Origin of the sequence: Halobaculum sp. P14, from assembly GCF_051195155.1 — an archaeon.
Taxonomy (GTDB): domain Archaea; phylum Halobacteriota; class Halobacteria; order Halobacteriales; family Haloferacaceae; genus JBNTKA01.
The window spans coordinates 98,092-114,057 of the sequence record NZ_JBNTKB010000001.1 but is presented as its reverse complement, the minus strand read 5'-3'; the positions used below and the strand labels follow the sequence as shown (position 1 = coordinate 114,057).

The following is a 15,966-nucleotide window of genomic DNA, read 5'->3' as shown; positions in this document are numbered from 1 at the left end:
ACAGTTCGATGACTGACGCAGTCGCGACCACGCTCGGGCTGTTCCCGCTGCCCGACTGGGCGAAATCGGAGTTATCGGACCTGAAGGGCCACCAGAAAGCCGACCTCGTCTCCGGCGACGAATCCGGCGACGTCGCCGACGCCTACGACCGCGTCCGCAGCGAAGTCGTCTCCGATCAGCGCGACGCCGACCTCGACCGAATCGTCGAAGGGCAGGCGCGCTGGGACGACATGCTCGCGCACCCGCTGACCGTCCACGACAGCGTCGAGACCGGCGGCATCGTCCGGTACTACGACAACAACAACTTCTACCGCGACCCCCGCGTCGTCGACGACCTGACGTTCTCCGGCGACGTCGCTGACGAACTGTCGGCCGCCGCCGAACTGCTCGGCGACGACGCGCCGCTGCAGGCCGTCCTCCCGGGGCCGTACACGCTCGCGGCACTCGCCTCGGACGAGCACTACGGCGACGACCGCGAGTTCCTCGCCGCCGTCGCGGAGTTCCTCGCCGGCGAAATCGACGCGTTCCCGTCCCACGAGACGCTGTTCCTGCTCGAACCGAGCTTCGTCACCGACGCCCCCGACGACGACCTGCAGGAGCCGGCCAGCGAGGCGGTCGACGAGGTCGCCGCCGCGACCGACGCGGACGTCGTCGTGCAGACGTACTGGGAGGCGTTCGAGGAGAAGCCGTACGCCCACCTGATGGACGCCGACGTCGACGCCATCGGCTTCGACCTGGTCGGCGCCGACCGCGAGGCGAACCTCGAATGCATCAACGAGTACGGCACGAAAGCCGACATCTCGCTCGGCGTCGTCGACGGCCAGAACACGAAGGTCGAAGCCGCCGAGACGGTCGCCGAGCGCGTCGCGTGGACGCACGGACAGATTCCGGCCCAGGAGTTCGAGACGACGTACGCGACGTACAACACGGAGTCGTTCTACCTGCCGGTGAACAAGCACCTCGCGAAGCTCGACGCGCTCGCCGAGGGCGCTCACCTGGCCGCGACGACGGAGGTGGAAGCGTGAGCCGGAACCCCGAGAACCGCGAGCAGTTCCGGCCGGACGGCCACGACGCCGACCACTTCCTCTTGACCACCGTCGTCGGGTCGTACCCGAAGCCGAAGTGGCTGAACCGCGCGAACGACCTCGCCGAGGACGACGACTCAAAGTTCGACGCCGACGACCTCGCCGAGGCGCACGACGACGCCTGCCGCGTCATCACGCACGAACACGAACGCGCCGGGCTGGACACCGTCGTCGACGGCGAGATGCGCCGCGAGGAGATGGTGGAGTTCTTCGCCGAGCGCATCGACGGCTACGAGTTCAACGGCCCCGTGAAGGTGTGGGGGCACAACTACTTCGACAAGCCGTCCGTCGTCGACGACGTCGCCTACGACGAGCCGTGGCTGGTCGACGAGTTCGAGTTCACCGCCGGCGTCGCCGACCGGCCGGTCAAAGTCCCCATCACGGGGCCGTACACGCTCGCCCGCTGGGCGTTCAACGAGGCGTACGACACCGACGCGGACCTGGCGTACGCACTCGCCGACCTCGTGAACGAGGAGATAGAGAAACTGGTCGACGCCGGCGCGCGCTACATCCAGATCGACGAGCCGGCGCTCGCGACGACGCCCGACGACCACGCCATCGTCGGCGAGTGTCTCGACCGCATCGTCGCCGACATCCCGGAGGACGTCCGCATCGGCCTGCACGTCTGTTACGGCGACTACTCCCGCATCTACCCGGAAATCAACGACTACCCCATCGACGAGTTCGACGTCGAACTGTGCAACGGCGGCTACGAGCAGATCGAGGTGTTCGCGGACGGCGAGTTCGCGCCGGACCTCGCGCTCGGCGTCGTCGACGCCCACGTCGCCGACGTGGAGTCCGTCGCCGAAATCAAGCGAAACATCGAACAGGGGCTGAAGGTGGTCGGCCCGGACAAGCTCACCGTCTCGCCCGACTGCGGGCTGAAGCTGCTCCCCCGCGAGGCCGCCTACGGGAAGATGGAGAACCTCGTGCAGGCCGCCCGCGAAGTCGAGGCCGAACTCGACGACGGCGAAATCGACGTGCCGGCCGCGGAGGACGCCGCGCCCGCGGACGACTGACGACTCGGCCGGCCGTCCTCGCGCTCGGTTTCTTCGCCTCGCCACCCAAACCACTCAAGGCCGGGCGCCGCCAACTCGGAGGCCATGACCGACACGGACGACCCGGCGCTGTGTGACGCGCTGGAGGAGACCGCCGAGGCCATCGCGACGATGGAGACGCGCGGCGCGGCGACCATCGCCGCGGCGGCGGCGGAGGCGCTCGCCGAACAGGCCCGCGAGACGGACGCCGAGTCGACCGCGGCGTTCAGGGAGACGATGCGCGCGGCGGGGCGGCGGCTGTACGACACGCGGCCGACGGCCGTGTCGCTGCCGAACGCGCTCCGGTACGTGCTCGGCCGGATGGACGGCAGCACGGTGCCGGCGCTGCAGTCCTCCGTCGTCGAGGCCGCAGACGCCTTCCGGACGCGGCTCGACACCGCGCAGGACGAGCTCGGGAGCGTCGGCGCGAACCGCCTCCGCGACGGCGACACGGTGATGACGCACTGCCACTCGACGGACGCGCTGGCGTGCGTCGAAGCCGCCGTCGAGCAGGGGAAGGACGTCTCGGCGATCGTGAAGGAGACGCGGCCGCGGAACCAGGGCCACATCACGGCGCGGCAGCTCCGCGAGATGGGCGTCCCGGTGACGCTCGTCGTCGACTCGGCGGCGCGCCGCTACCTCGACGAGGTCGACCACGTCCTCGTCGGCGCGGACTCCATCGCCGCCGACGGCGGCGTCGTCAACAAGATCGGGACGTCCGGGCTCGCCGTGAACGCCCGCGAACGCGGCACGCCCATCATGGTCGCCGCCCAGACCATCAAGTTCCACCCGGACACGCTCACCGGCCACACCGTCGAAATCGAGATGCGCGACGAGTCCGAACTGGTGAGCGACGAGGAGCGCGCCGACATCGGCGACATCGACGTCGAGAACCCGGCGTTCGACGTGACGCCGCCGCGGTACGTCGACGCCATCGTCACGGAGTCCGGACAGTTCCCGCCCGAGAGCATCGTGACGCTGATGCGCGAACTGTTCGGGGAGTCGGCGGCGAAGCCGTGGGAGGAGTGATGCGGGCGCTGTGTGCCGGGCACGTCAACTGGGACGTGACCCTCCGCGTCGACCGGCTCCCGGCGCCCGACGGCGAAGTCACCATCGAGCAGCAGCACCAGGCCGGCGGCGGCTCCGCGGCCAACGTCGCGGTCAACCTCGCGGCGCTGAACCACGACGCCTCGCTGTTCGGCTCCGTCGGCGACGACGAGTCCGGGATGCTCGCCGGCCGGGAGTTGGCGCGCGCCGGCGTCGAGACGCACCTCGTCGAGGCAGACGGCGACACCGCCGTGAAGTACCTCGTCGTCGACGGCGACGGCGAAGTGATGGTGCTGTCGAACCGCGGCGCCAACGAGGCGTACGACGCGGCCGACCTCGCCGTCGACGTCGCCGACTTCGACCTGCTCCACCTGACGAACCAGCCGCCCGCCGTCGCCGCCCGGCTCGCGAGCCGCGGCCGCGACGCCGACGTCCCGGTGAGCTTCTCGCCGGGCCGGACGCTCGCCGACCGGGACTTCGCGGAGACGCTGGCGCTCGCCGACACCGTGTTCGTGAACCAGCGCGAAGCCACCGTGCTCGTGAACGAGGACGGCCTCGACGTGCTGCGCGAGGGCGCGACGCTCGTCATCACGCGCGGCTCCGACGGCGCCGAGGTCCGCGTCGACGGCCGCACGTACAGCCACCCCGGCTTCGACGTGGAGCCGCTGGACACGACCGGCGCCGGCGACGCGTTCGCCTCCGGCTTCCTCGCGGCGCGCGCCGACGGCGCCGACCACGAGCGCGCCATCGCCGTCGCGAACGCCTGCGGCGCCATCGCCTCCTGTGAAGTCGGCGCGCGCGCGGAGTTGACGTGGGAGCGCATCGACGCGTTCATCGCCGACCACGACGCCGCCTGAGCCGGGTCGGCGGGGCGCCGGTCCGCGTCGTGCGGCGGCGCGAACGGATTTCGGATTACGGAACCCTTTTGGAGTGGCTGACCGGACGTTTCCGGCAACGAATGAACGCAGTCGTGTCCGCGCGAGGTGGTCGGCGGTGACGATGGACGACCGGATCGACGAGCTGCGCGAAAAGCGTGCAGAGGCGGAGAAAGGCGGCGGCGAAGACCGCATCGAACGCCAGCACGAGAAGGGTAAGATGACGGCGCGCGAGCGCATCGACTACTTCCTCGACGACGGCACGTTCCACGAGTTCGACCAGTTCCGGACGCACGACACCCACTCGTTCGGGATGGAAGAACAGCAGCTGTACGGCGACGGCGTCGTCACCGGCTACGGCGAGGTGAACGGCCGGAAGACGTTCGTGTTCGCACACGACTTCACCGTGTTCGGCGGGTCGCTCGGCGAGGTGTTCGCCGAGAAGGTCTGCAAGGTCATGGACAAGGCGATGGACGTCGGCGCGCCGGTCGTCGGCCTCAACGACTCCGCGGGCGCCCGCATCCAGGAGGGCGTGAAGTCGCTCGCCGGCTTCGGCGAAATCTTCGAGCGTAACACGGCCGCCTCCGGCGTCATCCCGCAGCTGTCAGCCATCATGGGCCCCTGCGCCGGCGGCGCCGTCTACTCGCCCGCCATCACGGACTTCACGTTCATGGTGAAAGACACCAGCCACATGTTCATCACCGGCCCGGAGGTCATCAAGACCGTGACGGGCGAGGAGGTGAGCTTCGAGGAGCTCGGCGGCGCGACGACGCACGCATCCACCTCCGGCGTCGCCCACTTCGCCGAGGAGTCCGAAGAGGACGCGCTCGACGACATGCGGCGGCTGCTGTCGTACCTGCCGCAGAACAACGTCGAGGACCCGCCGCGCGTCGACCCGTGGGACGACCCGGAGCGCCGCGACGAGGAGCTCGAAACCATCGTGCCCGACGAGCCACGGAAGCCGTACGACGCGACGAACGTCGTCGACAGCGTCGTCGACGAAGGGTCGTTCTTCGAGACGCACGCCGGCTTCGCGAAGAACATCGTCACCGGGTTCGCGCGGCTCGACGGCCACAGCGTCGGCGTCGTCGCGAACCAGCCGCGCGTCAACGCCGGGACGCTCGACATCGAGGCGAGCGAGAAGGCCGCGCGGTTCGTCCGCTTTTGCGACGCGTTCAACGTCCCCATCGTGTCGTTCGTCGACGTCCCCGGGTTCATGCCCGGCACCGACCAGGAGCACGACGGCATCATCCGGCACGGCGCGAAACTGCTGTACGCCTACTCGGAGGCGACGGTGCCGCTTCTCACCGTCATCACGCGGAAGGCGTACGGCGGCGCCTACGACGTCATGGCGTCGAAACACATCGGCGGCGACGTGAACTACGCGTGGCCGACCGCTGAAATCGCCGTGATGGGGCCGCAGGGCGCCGTCAACATCCTCTACAGCGACCAGTTGCAGGAGGCGGACGACCCCGAGGCGCGCCGCGACGAACTCATCGAGGAGTACCGCGAGGAGTTCGCGAACCCCTACACGGCCGCCGACAAGGGGTTCCTCGACGCCGTCATCGAGCCGACGGAGACCCGGCCGCGGCTCGTCGCCGACCTGGAGATGCTGAAGTCGAAGCGCGAGTCGAACCCCGACAAGAAACACGGCAACATCCCGATCTGATGGCACCGCACGACTCGGACGGCGACGCGTCCGCCGACGGCGACGTTGACGGCGCCGCCGGCGACACGGCAGCAGGCGACGCCGTACCAGACGGCACCGCGGACGGCCTCGCCGCAGCGCTCGACATCCCGGCGGACGCCGACGACGCGGAGGCGGCAGCCATCGCGGCGGCGGTCGGCGCGCACCTCCGGGACCACGAAGCCGCCGCCGCTGCAGCGGCCGCAGCCGGCGACGCGGTGGAGACGTGGGACGGCGACCGCTGGCGGTTCGCCGGGCGAGTCGACGCGGTCGGCGGCTGCGCCGGCCGCGTCCCGGACGGCGCGCCGACCGACGACTGGACGGCCGCCGGCCGAACCGACCGGTTCTGAGCCGCGGGGCGACGACGCACCCGTTCTGTCAACCGTTTCTTCGTTCCGAGTAGACGAACCCGAACCGACGGTTTGAGTAGGCACTTCCCCGAACCGTCGGTAAGAATGTTCGAGAAGGTGCTCGTCGCGAACCGCGGCGAAATCGCGGTCCGCGTCATGCGGGCCTGCGCGGAACTCGGCATCGACACCGTCGCCGTCTACTCGGAGGCGGACAAGCACTCCGGGCACGTCCGGTACGCCGACGAGGCGTACAACGTCGGGCCGGCGCGGGCCGCCGACTCGTATCTCGACCAGGAGGCCGTCATCGAGGCCGCAGAGAAGGCGGGCGCCGACGCCATCCATCCGGGCTACGGCTTCCTCGCGGAGAACGCGGAGTTCGCGGCGGCCGTCGAGGCCACCGACGGCGTCACGTGGGTCGGGCCGAGCGCCGACGCGATGGAGACGCTCGGCGAGAAGACGAAGGCGCGGACGGTGATGCAGGAGGCCGACGTCCCCATCGTCCCCGGGACCACCGACCCGGTCGACACCGCCGAGGAGGTGCAGGCGTTCGGCGACGAGCACGGCTACCCGGTCGCCATCAAAGCGGAGGGCGGCGGCGGCGGCCGCGGCATGAAGGTCGTCGAGTCCGCGGAGGAAGCCGCAGAACAGCTCGAATCCGCGAAGCGCGAAGGCGAGGCGTACTTCTCGAACGACTCCGTCTACCTCGAACGGTACCTCGAGACGCCGCGGCACGTCGAAGTCCAGATCATCGCCGACCGCCACGGCAACGTCCGCCACCTCGGCGAACGCGACTGCTCGCTGCAGCGCCGCCACCAGAAGGTCATCGAGGAGGGGCCGTCGCCTGCGCTCTCGGAGGAGCTCCGCGAGCGAATCGGCGAGGCGGCCCGGCGCGGCGTCAGCGAGTCCGACTACTACAACGCCGGCACCGTCGAGTTCCTCGTCGAGGAGAACCCCGAGCGCGACCCGGACGAGCCGCTCGGCGGCGACGCGAACTTCTACTTCCTCGAAGTCAACACCCGAATCCAGGTCGAACACACCGTCACGGAGGAGCTCACCGGCATCGACATCGTGAAAGAGCAGCTCCGCGTCGCCGCCGGCGAGGAACTCGACTTCTCGCAGGACGACGTCGAACTGGACGGCCACGCGATGGAGTTCCGCATCAACGCCGAGAACGCCGCCGACGAGTTCGCGCCGGCCACCGGCGGCTCGCTGGAGACGTACGACCCGCCGGGCGGCATCGGCGTCCGGCTCGACGACGCGCTCCGGCAGGGCGACGACCTGGTGACGGACTACGACTCGATGATCGCGAAACTGGTCGTCTGGGGCGCGGACCGCGAGGAGTGTATCGCCCGCTCGAAGCGCGCGCTCGCCGAGTACGACGTCGAGGGCGTCGTCACCATCGTCCCGTTCCACCGTCTGATGCTCACCGACGACCGGTTCGTCGACGGCCTCCACACCACGAAGTACCTCGACGAGGAGTTGGACGCCGGCCGCGTCGCCGACGCCCAGGAGCGCTGGGGCACCGGCGACGCCGAATCCGGCGAGGAAGCCGCGGAGACGACGGAGCGCGACTTCACCGTCGAGGTGAACGGCAAGCGGTTCGAGGTTAGCCTCGAAGAGCGCGGCGCGCCCGACATCCCGACGCCCGAGGCGGCCGGCGGCGGCAGCAGCGGCGGTATGGAGCGTCCGGACGTCGCCGAGGAGTCAGACGAGCAGGAGGTCGTCGTCGAGGGCGACGGCGAAACCGTCGAGGCCGAGATGCAGGGAACCATCCTCTCGGTGGACGTCGAGGAGGGCGACGAAGTCGCCGCCGGCGACGTCGTCTGCGTGCTCGAAGCGATGAAGATGGAGAACGACGTCGTCGCCGACCGCGGCGGCACCGTCACGCAGGTCCTCGTCGGCGAAGGCGACTCCGTCGACATGGGCGACGTCCTCGTCGTCCTCGAGTAGCCGAAAGGCTCCGCGGCTCCGAGCCCGAGTCTCCCTGTCTCTCGTTCTGCGGTTCGGCCGTCCGGCGGAATCGACCCGTGAGGACAACGTGAATTGCCCGGAAAAATCAGCAAATTGACGTTCGGTCGCGAGGAGGGCCGCGTATGAATCCGTACGTGCTGCTCGGCGCGGCGATTCTGTCCGAACTCGTCGGAACGACGTCGCTGAAACTGTCGGAGGGCTTCTCGGAGCCGCTCCCGAGCCTCGGCGTCGTCGTCGGCTACGGCGCCGCGTTCTACCTGGTGTCGCTCACGCTCGAAGAACTGCCGCTCGGCGTCGTCTACGGGACGTGGGCCGCGCTCGGCATCGTCGGCGTCGCGACCGTCGGCGTCGTCCTCTTCGACGAACAGGTCGACCCGGCGGGCGTCGTCGGGATTCTCCTCATCGTCGCCGGCGTCTACTGCGTCAACGTCGTCTCCGAGATGTCCGCGCACTGACGGGGAAAGAACGACCGGCTCGGCCGAACTATGGCGGTAGAACTGAGAGCGTCGCAGCGGCGTCCGGGGTTTCGGCCGGTGCGTCTCAGACGCCGAACGTGGCGCGGAGCATGTCGCGCGTCCCGGGGCCCATCCCGACGGCGGTGACGGCGACGAGCAGCAGGACGGCGTACCGCGGCGACTCGTCGAACAGTTCCTGCTCGAAGATGGCGAGGACGGCGACGGCGGCGACCAGTTTCACGAGGAGGAACGGCCAGACCGCTCCGGTGACGTCGACGATGAAGGCGTTCACCGGATGCTTCGGGATGAGGTCCTGGCCGGCGCCGAGCACGTCCATGTACTCGAGGCCGACGACGTTGGCGACGCCGTCGAGCGCGTGCGCTGCGATGACGACGATGCCGGCCTTCCCGGTCGCCTCGTGAACCCACGGGACGAACGCCTTCGTGAGGTACCAGGTCGCGGCGGTCGCGGCGGCGGTGCCGACGAGCATTACCGTGATGACCTGCGGGTAGAACGTCACGGGGTTGTCGGGGGCGAGCGCGAGCGAGGCCAGGTAGGCGATGGAGCCGACGTTCAGCAGGACGCCGAACCAGAACAGCGGCCGCCGGTACTCCTCGACGACGCCGCGGCGAGCGACCCACACCGCCGCGACCACGGCGACGAGCGTCAGCGCGAACACGGTGAAGTAGATGATGGGGCTGATGAGCAGCGTGTTCCACGGGTACGGGAACAGCGCGACGTCCGCCATCCGGTTGTCGGCGTCCTCCAGCACGCGGAGCGCGCCGCCGAACACGAAGTACGGGACCAGCGCGTAGTAGAAGTCGACGGTGCGAGCCAGGTCGAGCCGGCGGAGCAGCAGCACGACCCCCGACAGCGCCACGACGAGCGTGACGACGTAGCCGACCTCGGAGACCAGCGTGTAGCCGGGGTACGCGACCGGCTCGGCCGCGGCCGCGCAGTCCGACTGCGAGTACAGGTAGACGGTGTCGCCCGCCTGCCGAATCGCGCAGGTCGCCGAGTGCGCGTCCGCCTGCACCGGCCCCCAGAAGTAGTGCCAGACGAAGCCGTCGTAGACGGTCTCCGGGAACAGCAGCGACCCGGCGACGAGCGCGAGCAGCGCCGCGCCGACGCCGAGCACGTACGCTTTCGCCGGCGACGCGGCGACCCGGTCGGCGAGCGAGGAAGTCGACATACCGGGTGAGGCGTTCCGCTGCTCGGTTAAGGTGTCGGTTGTGGACGCCGCCGCCCCACCGACCGACAGTCCACCGTCAGCCTCCGACGAGTCGAGTCAATCGAGTCGGCCGCAGCTATCGCTCGGCGCGTCGACGTCGAGGCAGAAAACGCGGCGTTACGCCGAGGCGGCCTGACCGGCCTTCTTCCGGGTGATGTAGCCGGCGATGCGGTTGCGGACGCCCTTCGACTCGACGTTCGTCAGGGTCTCGACGCTCTCTTTGTTCGTCTCGAAGTCGGCGTTGAACGACTGGGGGTACTTCTCCAGCAGGGCGGTGGCGAGCTGCTTGACGTACTTCGGTTTGATTGCCATGGTGTGGTGTTCAACGAAGACGAACTAAAAGCGTTCGTTCCGAACCGGACGGCCACCGCCGGCCAGCCGGCCGAACGGACGGAGCCGCGACGAGTCACTCCGAGTCGTCGCCGTCGAGCCGGTCGCGCCACCCGGTTTCCGCCGTCAGCGTCGCGAACGCCTCCCGTTCGGGGGCGCCGCCGCAGCGCTCGACGACGTCGGCGAAGTAGACGAGGCGGTCGAGCAGCGCCTCGGTGTCGTACGCCGGCACGGATAGCCGCGACGCCGCGACCGTGGCTTCGACGACCGCGCCGAAGCCGCGATTGACGGTCCTGACGGCGGTCCGCTCCACCGACGCCTCGCCGGGCCGGAGGTGCCAGTCGACCCACTCGGTGCCGCCGCGTTCGCCGGCGTCGACGCGCTCTGCGTCGACGCGGACCCACGCGTCCGCGGAGTCGACCACCGGCTCGGGCTCTTCGCGCACCGTGACCGCGGCGTCGACGAAGTCCCGCGGGTCCGCGACGAACTGGACGACGCCGCCGCCGCGCTCCGCGAAGTTCCGCCGCGTCCGCGTCCGCCCCCACGTCCGCGCCCGGACGGGCGCGTCGGCGTCGCGGCCGTCGTGTTCGGGCGCGTGTAGGCCGAGCGCGGCGAGGTTCCACCGACCGTTCGGGCCGCGCGTCGCGACGACGGACTCCGTGACGCCGCGGAGCGAAACCGGCCAGTCGGGCGCGTCGCCGCCGGGGTTCCGGTCGGTTCCGACGTCGCCTCCGTCGCCGGGGTTCCGGTCGTCGCGCACGGTCACACCTCCAGTCCGCGTTCGAGCGCGACGAACAGCGCCGCGGCTGTCAGGTCCGCTGTCGTCCCGGGGTTCACGTCGCGCTCGGCGAGTTCGTCGGCCCACGCCTCGGCCTCCTCCAGCGAGTCGACGTCGGCGGCGCGGTCGCGCACCTCGCGGGCGACGTCGGGGCCGTGCTGGGTTCGGACGAGCGTGTCTTCGCGCTCCGCGAGCAGGTCGAGGAACGCCCGCGCGGCGCGGTCGGTCGGCGGGCCGTCGTCGTCGAGTATCGACTCCGCGGCGCGGAACGTCCGCGGGAACGACGACGCCCACTCCGCGGCGTTCGCGTCGCCCGGGGCGGAGCGCTCCAGCACGTCGAACAGCGTCAGGCCGCGCTCGCGAACCGTCGGCACCGCGTCCGCGCCGCGCCTGACGTCCAGGGCGTCCATGTCCGCCGGCGGGTCGGGGACCGCGACGTCGACGTACTCGAACGCCCGGTAGAAGCCGGCGGCGTCGTCGACGGTCGTCGACCGACACACCTCGCGGACGCCGTCGGGGGAGAGCGCGTCGTCGCCGGCGGCCGCGGCGAGCGGCGTCAACAGCAGCAGGCAGCCGAACTGCGTGTTCCCGCCGGACTGGTCGCTCATCCCCGCGACGGCGGTCTCGAACGCCTCGCCGAGCGCGTCACCCGCCGCGGCGCGTTCGAGACCGGGGCGCGCGCCGACCGCGCCCGCGAGGAAGTGGTCGAACCGCAGGTCGGCGGCGTCGCGGTGCCGGTCGACGTTCCCCGGCTTCGGCGTCCCGGCGACTTCGAGCAGCAGCGCCAACTCGGCGTTCGCCGCCGCGCCGCGCGGCCGCGGCTCGAACGGCGACGGCGATGGCGACTGCGACGAGTCGTCCCCGGTCATCGCGCCCGTCCCTCCTCGGCGGCCCAGTCGTCGACCGCGCGGCGGACGCTGCGCAGCACGCGCGGCGTGTCGCTCGGCCGGCCGACGCTCACCGCGTCCGCGCCGTACGCGAGGTACTCCCGGACGGTCCGCGCGTCGCGGACGCCGTTGTTCGCGACGACGAACAGCGACGGCGCGGCGTCGACCACGTCGGCGACGACGCCCTCCGAGTCCATCGCGTCGACGTGAATCACGGCTGCGCCCGCGTCGGCGACGCGGCGCGCCGTCTCCCGCAGGTCCACGCCGTCGACCTCCGCGCGCACCTTCACGCTCACGGTCGCGCCGGTCGCTGCCGCCGCGGCGACGTACTCGGCAAGCCTGTCGGTGTCCGCGAGCAGCGCCTCCCCGCAGCCGGCGGCGACGAGCTCCGCCTGCCGGCAGTGGGCGTTCACCTCCAGCGTCGCGCCGCGAGCGGCGCACACCGCGCCCGCCGCCCGAACCGGGTCGACGGTCGCGCTTCTGACGTTCACGGCGGCGTGCAGGTCGGCGTCCGCGAGCGCGTCCAGTTGGCCGGCGACCCAGTCGAGCGGGTCGTCCGGGAGGAACTCGGTCCGGTCGCGGTCCGCGACCATCTCCCGCGCCGCCTCGCGGCTGCCGGCGTCGAGCGCGACGCCGCCGAGGAACGCGGCGCCGACGAACTGCTCCGCCGCGAGCGCCCAGTCGGCGTCCGACCGGCCGGAGAGGCTGGCGGCGGCGACCCGCGGCTCGAAGCCGTCGAACTCGGCTCGTTCCTCGGAGCCGACCCTGTCGGACGGGCGTCGGTCGGTCACCCGGCCACCTCCAGCGCCTCCGCGCAGGCTTCGGCGACCCGTTCGGCGTCCGCGGCGTCGTCCATCCGGGTGTCGGTGCGGACGACCGGCCGGTCGAGGTCCGTGCCGTCGTCGTCGTCGAGGACGAACGCGTCCGCGAACGGGTAGACGTCGGCGACGCCGGCGGTGCTCGGCTCCTCGCCGACGCCGGCCATCAGGTCGGCGGCCGGCCCGGAGAACACGTCGTCCTCGACGAACGGCGACACCGCGACCACCGTCGTGTCGCGAAGCGCCGCCTCGAACCCCGGGACGGCGAGCATCGGCCCGATGCTGGTGACCGGGTTCGACGGCCCGACGACCACCTCGTCGTCGAGCGCGTCGAGCGCCGCCGGGGACGGCTCGGCGTCGTCGGCGCCCCGGAACTCCACGTCTTCGACGGTCGGGTCGGCGCGCTCGGCCACCCAGTACTCCTGGAAGTGCAGCGTCCCGTCGGGCGTGTGAATCAGCGTCGCGACCGGGTCGTCGCTCATCGGCACGAGGTCGACGTCGACGCCGAACGCCTCCGCCAGCGTCCGCGTCGCCTCGGTCAGCGTCCGGCCCTCGTCGAGCAGCCCGGTCCGGGTGACGTGGACCGCGCGGTCGCGGTCGCCGATCTCCATGAACTCCGCGACGCCGGAGAACCGGCGCCACCGCGCGATGTCGCGGCCGGCCGTCTGTGCGTCGTCCGGCAGGTACCGCGGCCCGGCGTCGAATCCGGCGGCGTCCGCCAGCCGGTGCAGTTCGTCGTGCGTCTCCGTCGTGTCGCCGTCGATGCCCCACCAGCGCTCCCGGTTCAACACGCCGCCCTCGGAGAACAGCACCGTGTCGACGTCCGGGCAGACGAGGTGCCCGCCGAGTTCGACGTCGTCGCCGGTGTTCGCGACGACGGCCGTGTCGGCGGGGTCGAAGACCGCTGCGGCACCGTCGAGCAGCTTCGGCGTGCCGGTGCCGCCGGCGAGGAACGTGACCATGCGTGTGGTGTCGGCGGCGCCGGGTTTGTAAGCTACTGATACCGGAGACGGATTCGGGCGGTTCGTCGTGACCCGGGCCGCGGCCGCCCCCGGACGTCTCGGCGGCACCGGGTGGCTCCGGGTAGCGGCGGGCGGCGTCGCTGTCGGGCTGAAGAACTGAAGAAGTCGGAACGGGTGCGTTCCGGGGTTAGTGGTCGCCGGCGTCCTCGTACACCCACGAGGCGGAGTCGAGCTCCCAGTCGACGAGTTCGTCCTCGTCGAAGAAGAGGCCGATTTCGCGCTCGTTGGCGCCCTCGTCCTCGTGGTCCGAGCCGTGGATGACGTTGTGGCCGAGGTCGTTGCCGAGGTCGCCGCGGATGGTGCCGGGCGCGGCTTCCTGCGCGTCCGTGTCGCCCATCAGCCGGCGGACCTGCCGGGTCGCGTCCGCGCCTTCCCACACCATCGCGAAGACGGGGCCGGACGTGATGAACTCGACGAGCCCCTCGAAGAACGGCTTGCCTTCGTGCTCGCCGTAGTGCTCGTGAGCGAGGTCCTCGTCGATCTGCATGAACTTCGCGCCGACCAGCTTCAGGCCCTTGTCCTCGAGGCGGCCGACGACTTCGCCGATGAGGCCGCGCTGGACGCCGTCGGGCTTCACCATCACGAAGGTGCGCTCGTCGTGGTGGCTCATTCGCTGCCGGCCTCCGTCCACTCGAGGTCGCGGGCTTCCCGGCCCAGGTCGACGTTCTTCTCGCACTTCGCGGAGCAGAAGTGCGTCACTGTGCCGTCGGTGGAGACGAACATCGTGCCCGTGCCGGGCTCGATGTCGGCGCCGCAGTAGTCGCAGTTTCGTTGCTGGGGCATTTACTGTCCTCCGATGGAGTCGGCGTCGCGCTGCGTCTCGCGGAGCTGGAGGATGTCGCCCTCCCGCACCGGACCCAGGACGTTTCGTGTGATGATGCGACCCTGATTGCCGCCCTCCTGGATGCGGCACTTGACCTGCATGGCCTCGCCGTGCATCCCGGTTTTGCCGACGATCTCGATGACCTCGGCGGGCGTCGAGCCGCTCTCTTGTTCTTCAGCCGACATGGGCGATTACCGGAGTTCCTCGACCTTCGCCGCGATGTCCTCGACGTCCTCCTCCGCGTCGCCGGCGTCCGTGATGGCGGCGGCGGCGGAGCCGACTTCGAGGCCGGCGGCGTGGCCGACGTCGTCCTGTGTCTCGATGAACACGTAGGCGATTCCCTTCTCCTCGGCGAGCTCGGGGAGGTGCATCACGATCTCCTCCGGCTCGACGTCCTCGGCGATGAAGACGAGCTCGGCGTTGCCGCGCTCGACGGCCTTCGTCGTCTCGTTGGTGCCTTTCTTGACGGTGCCTGTGTCGCGGGCGACCTCGAGCGCTTCGAGGCTTCGCTCCGCGAGGTCCGCGGGTACATCGTAGTCGACGTAGACTGACATTGTTGTATCTCCGTCCCGCCCGGTGGCTCGACTTCCCCGCCGTTGTAAATCCCTGCCGACGGAGAGGGTCACGACCCCGGACAGGTCGTACTACACCGGTTGGCCGCGGCTCCGTATAAACGCTTTCAATACTGCCCGGCCGTGTGAACGGAACGCACGTCACGGCGACGCAGCCTCCGCCCAGGCGAGCGTCTCCCCGCCGCCGGCTCCGCGGGCCGCGACGACTCACTCGTCGGCGACGTCGGCGACGGCACGGACCGGCGCGCCGTCCGCGTCCACCCTGAGCGGGTACGCGTGCACCGTGAACCGCTCGGGGAGCGCGGACGGCAGCCGGAGGTTCTCGACGATTAGCAGCCCCGCGCCGAGCAGCGCGTGGTGCGCCGGGACGCCGTCGGCCTCCGCGGACGCGCCGCTGGCCCCCGTCGACGCTCCGTCGGCTTCGAGGGATTCGTCCGTCGGCGACGCCGCGCCGGCGGCTGTCGGGTCAGGGCTCAGCGTGTCTACGCCGACGGCGAGGCCGCGGTCGGCGCAGGCCTCCGCGGCCGCGGGTGCGAGAAACGGGTGGTCGCGGTAGCGGTCCGTCCTCCAGTGGCGGCCCCAGCCGGTCCGGAACACCAGCAGGTCGGCGTCCGCGCAGTCGTCTTCGGAGGGAACCGCCGACGGCTGTATCGCCTCGCGCGCGCCAACGTCGGTGACGTCGACGAGCGCCGCGTCGAACCGGAACGCCGCCGGCTCGAACTCGTCGAGCGTGGCGCCGTCGGGCTCGGTGTGCGCCGGCGCGTCGACGTGCGTCCCGGTGTGGGTGCCGAGGCGGAGCGACGACACCCGGTAGCCGTCCGACTCCATCGTCGCGTGCGGCGTCACCCCGACCGGCGGGTCGCCCGGATACGTCGACATCCCCGACTGGATTCGCCGCGTCAGGTCCTCCATCGTCACGTCGCCGCTTCTCCGGCCGCCCCCGTAAATCCAGGCGCCGACCGCGCGCCGTGCCGTGCTGCCCCCGTCGGGTCGTCGGA

The 15,966-nt window shown here is 70.9% G+C and carries 18 protein-coding genes and 1 pseudogene; 8 read left to right on the top strand and 11 right to left on the bottom strand.

What is annotated here, in order from left to right; genetic code table 11:
• Positions 1-8 precede the first annotated feature (8 nt).
• From ACQUS7_RS00560 to ACQUS7_RS00525, 8 genes are all read left to right on the top strand, one after another.
• Positions 9-1,025, top strand: coding sequence for a 5-methyltetrahydropteroyltriglutamate--homocysteine methyltransferase (locus tag ACQUS7_RS00560; protein ID WP_435143499.1), 1,017 nt, complete (start codon positions 9-11; stop codon positions 1,023-1,025).
• A complete protein-coding gene (locus tag ACQUS7_RS00555) occupies positions 1,022-2,104 on the top strand; it encodes a methionine synthase (protein WP_435143496.1) in 1,083 nt (360 codons plus the stop codon). Before ACQUS7_RS00560 ends, ACQUS7_RS00555 begins: the two co-directional genes overlap by 4 nt.
• Before the next feature lie 84 nt (positions 2,105-2,188).
• The gene (locus ACQUS7_RS00550; RefSeq protein WP_435143492.1) at positions 2,189-3,151 is read left to right on the top strand and encodes a ribose 1,5-bisphosphate isomerase; all 963 of its coding nucleotides are present in this window, start codon (positions 2,189-2,191) and stop codon (positions 3,149-3,151) included.
• Positions 3,148-4,026: a carbohydrate kinase family protein gene (locus ACQUS7_RS00545; RefSeq protein WP_435145204.1), complete on the top strand. Its 879-nt coding sequence runs from the start codon at positions 3,148-3,150 to the stop codon at positions 4,024-4,026. Before ACQUS7_RS00550 ends, ACQUS7_RS00545 begins: the two co-directional genes overlap by 4 nt.
• 142 nt (positions 4,027-4,168) lie before the next feature.
• Positions 4,169-5,713, top strand: a complete 1,545-nt coding sequence (locus ACQUS7_RS00540; RefSeq protein ID WP_435128882.1) for an acyl-CoA carboxylase subunit beta — start codon at positions 4,169-4,171, stop codon at positions 5,711-5,713.
• Positions 5,713-6,081: a hypothetical protein gene (locus ACQUS7_RS00535; RefSeq protein WP_435143490.1), complete on the top strand. Its 369-nt coding sequence runs from the start codon at positions 5,713-5,715 to the stop codon at positions 6,079-6,081. The genes ACQUS7_RS00540 and ACQUS7_RS00535 overlap by 1 nt, the downstream gene beginning before the upstream one ends.
• Before the next feature lie 105 nt (positions 6,082-6,186).
• Complete coding sequence (locus ACQUS7_RS00530; RefSeq protein ID WP_435143487.1) at positions 6,187-8,031, top strand: acetyl-CoA carboxylase biotin carboxylase subunit; 1,845 nt, start codon at positions 6,187-6,189, stop codon at positions 8,029-8,031.
• Positions 8,032-8,174: 143 nt separating this feature from the next.
• Positions 8,175-8,507, top strand: coding sequence for a DMT family transporter (locus ACQUS7_RS00525; RefSeq protein ID WP_435128891.1), 333 nt, complete (start codon positions 8,175-8,177; stop codon positions 8,505-8,507).
• An 85-nt stretch (positions 8,508-8,592) separates the two neighbouring features.
• Here ACQUS7_RS00525 and ACQUS7_RS00520 read toward each other — a convergent pair whose 3' ends face one another.
• The 11 genes and pseudogenes from ACQUS7_RS00520 to ACQUS7_RS00470 all read right to left on the bottom strand — a co-directional run bounded on the left by ACQUS7_RS00520 (position 8,593) and on the right by ACQUS7_RS00470 (position 15,886).
• Positions 8,593-9,699 (bottom strand): DUF63 family protein, encoded by a 1,107-nt coding sequence (locus ACQUS7_RS00520; RefSeq protein WP_435143484.1) that lies wholly within the window; start codon positions 9,697-9,699, stop codon positions 8,593-8,595.
• 156 nt (positions 9,700-9,855) lie between these two features.
• Positions 9,856-10,050 (bottom strand): 30S ribosomal protein S17e, encoded by a 195-nt coding sequence (locus ACQUS7_RS00515; protein WP_435128897.1) that lies wholly within the window; start codon positions 10,048-10,050, stop codon positions 9,856-9,858.
• 94 nt (positions 10,051-10,144) lie between these two features.
• Positions 10,145-10,828 (bottom strand): DUF447 domain-containing protein, encoded by a 684-nt coding sequence (locus ACQUS7_RS00510; protein ID WP_435143481.1) that lies wholly within the window; start codon positions 10,826-10,828, stop codon positions 10,145-10,147.
• Positions 10,829-10,830: 2 nt separating this feature from the next.
• A complete protein-coding gene (locus ACQUS7_RS00505; protein ID WP_435143478.1) occupies positions 10,831-11,715 on the bottom strand; it encodes a triphosphoribosyl-dephospho-CoA synthase in 885 nt (294 codons plus the stop codon).
• Entirely contained in the window at positions 11,712-12,524 is an 813-nt protein-coding gene (locus ACQUS7_RS00500) for a tRNA-dihydrouridine synthase (RefSeq protein ID WP_435143475.1), read from the bottom strand. Before ACQUS7_RS00500 ends, ACQUS7_RS00505 begins: the two co-directional genes overlap by 4 nt.
• A complete protein-coding gene (gene cofD, locus ACQUS7_RS00495) occupies positions 12,521-13,513 on the bottom strand; it encodes a 2-phospho-L-lactate transferase (protein WP_435143472.1) in 993 nt (330 codons plus the stop codon). The genes ACQUS7_RS00500 and cofD overlap by 4 nt, the downstream gene beginning before the upstream one ends.
• Before the next feature lie 187 nt (positions 13,514-13,700).
• Complete coding sequence (gene ndk, locus ACQUS7_RS00490; RefSeq protein WP_435143469.1) at positions 13,701-14,183, bottom strand: nucleoside-diphosphate kinase; 483 nt, start codon at positions 14,181-14,183, stop codon at positions 13,701-13,703.
• Positions 14,184-14,194: 11 nt separating this feature from the next.
• A pseudogene (locus tag ACQUS7_RS00485) lies at positions 14,195-14,356 on the bottom strand (50S ribosomal protein L24e); the annotation flags it as partial.
• Positions 14,357-14,581: a 30S ribosomal protein S28e gene (locus tag ACQUS7_RS00480; RefSeq protein ID WP_435128914.1), complete on the bottom strand. Its 225-nt coding sequence runs from the start codon at positions 14,579-14,581 to the stop codon at positions 14,357-14,359.
• 6 nt (positions 14,582-14,587) lie between these two features.
• Positions 14,588-14,950: a 50S ribosomal protein L7Ae gene (gene rpl7ae, locus ACQUS7_RS00475; RefSeq protein ID WP_435128917.1), complete on the bottom strand. Its 363-nt coding sequence runs from the start codon at positions 14,948-14,950 to the stop codon at positions 14,588-14,590.
• Between the two features lie 225 nt (positions 14,951-15,175).
• Positions 15,176-15,886, bottom strand: coding sequence for a cyclase family protein (locus ACQUS7_RS00470; protein WP_435143464.1), 711 nt, complete (start codon positions 15,884-15,886; stop codon positions 15,176-15,178).
• Positions 15,887-15,966: the final 80 nt, after the last annotated feature.

Coding starts and splice junctions, on each gene's coding strand:
- cofD (WP_435143472.1), bottom strand. CDS start 13,513: ATGGTCACGTTCCTCGCCGGCGGCACCGGCACGCCGAAGCTGCTCGAC.
- ACQUS7_RS00560 (WP_435143499.1), top strand. CDS start 9: ATGACTGACGCAGTCGCGACCACGCTCGGGCTGTTCCCGCTGCCCGAC.
- ACQUS7_RS00540 (WP_435128882.1), top strand. CDS start 4,169: ATGGACGACCGGATCGACGAGCTGCGCGAAAAGCGTGCAGAGGCGGAG.
- ACQUS7_RS00520 (WP_435143484.1), bottom strand. CDS start 9,699: ATGTCGACTTCCTCGCTCGCCGACCGGGTCGCCGCGTCGCCGGCGAAA.
- rpl7ae (WP_435128917.1), bottom strand. CDS start 14,950: ATGTCAGTCTACGTCGACTACGATGTACCCGCGGACCTCGCGGAGCGA.
- ACQUS7_RS00515 (WP_435128897.1), bottom strand. CDS start 10,050: ATGGCAATCAAACCGAAGTACGTCAAGCAGCTCGCCACCGCCCTGCTG.
- ACQUS7_RS00535 (WP_435143490.1), top strand. CDS start 5,713: ATGGCACCGCACGACTCGGACGGCGACGCGTCCGCCGACGGCGACGTT.
- ACQUS7_RS00505 (WP_435143478.1), bottom strand. CDS start 11,715: ATGACCGGGGACGACTCGTCGCAGTCGCCATCGCCGTCGCCGTTCGAG.
- ACQUS7_RS00480 (WP_435128914.1), bottom strand. CDS start 14,581: ATGTCGGCTGAAGAACAAGAGAGCGGCTCGACGCCCGCCGAGGTCATC.
- ACQUS7_RS00525 (WP_435128891.1), top strand. CDS start 8,175: ATGAATCCGTACGTGCTGCTCGGCGCGGCGATTCTGTCCGAACTCGTC.
- ndk (WP_435143469.1), bottom strand. CDS start 14,183: ATGAGCCACCACGACGAGCGCACCTTCGTGATGGTGAAGCCCGACGGC.
- ACQUS7_RS00550 (WP_435143492.1), top strand. CDS start 2,189: ATGACCGACACGGACGACCCGGCGCTGTGTGACGCGCTGGAGGAGACC.
- ACQUS7_RS00530 (WP_435143487.1), top strand. CDS start 6,187: ATGTTCGAGAAGGTGCTCGTCGCGAACCGCGGCGAAATCGCGGTCCGC.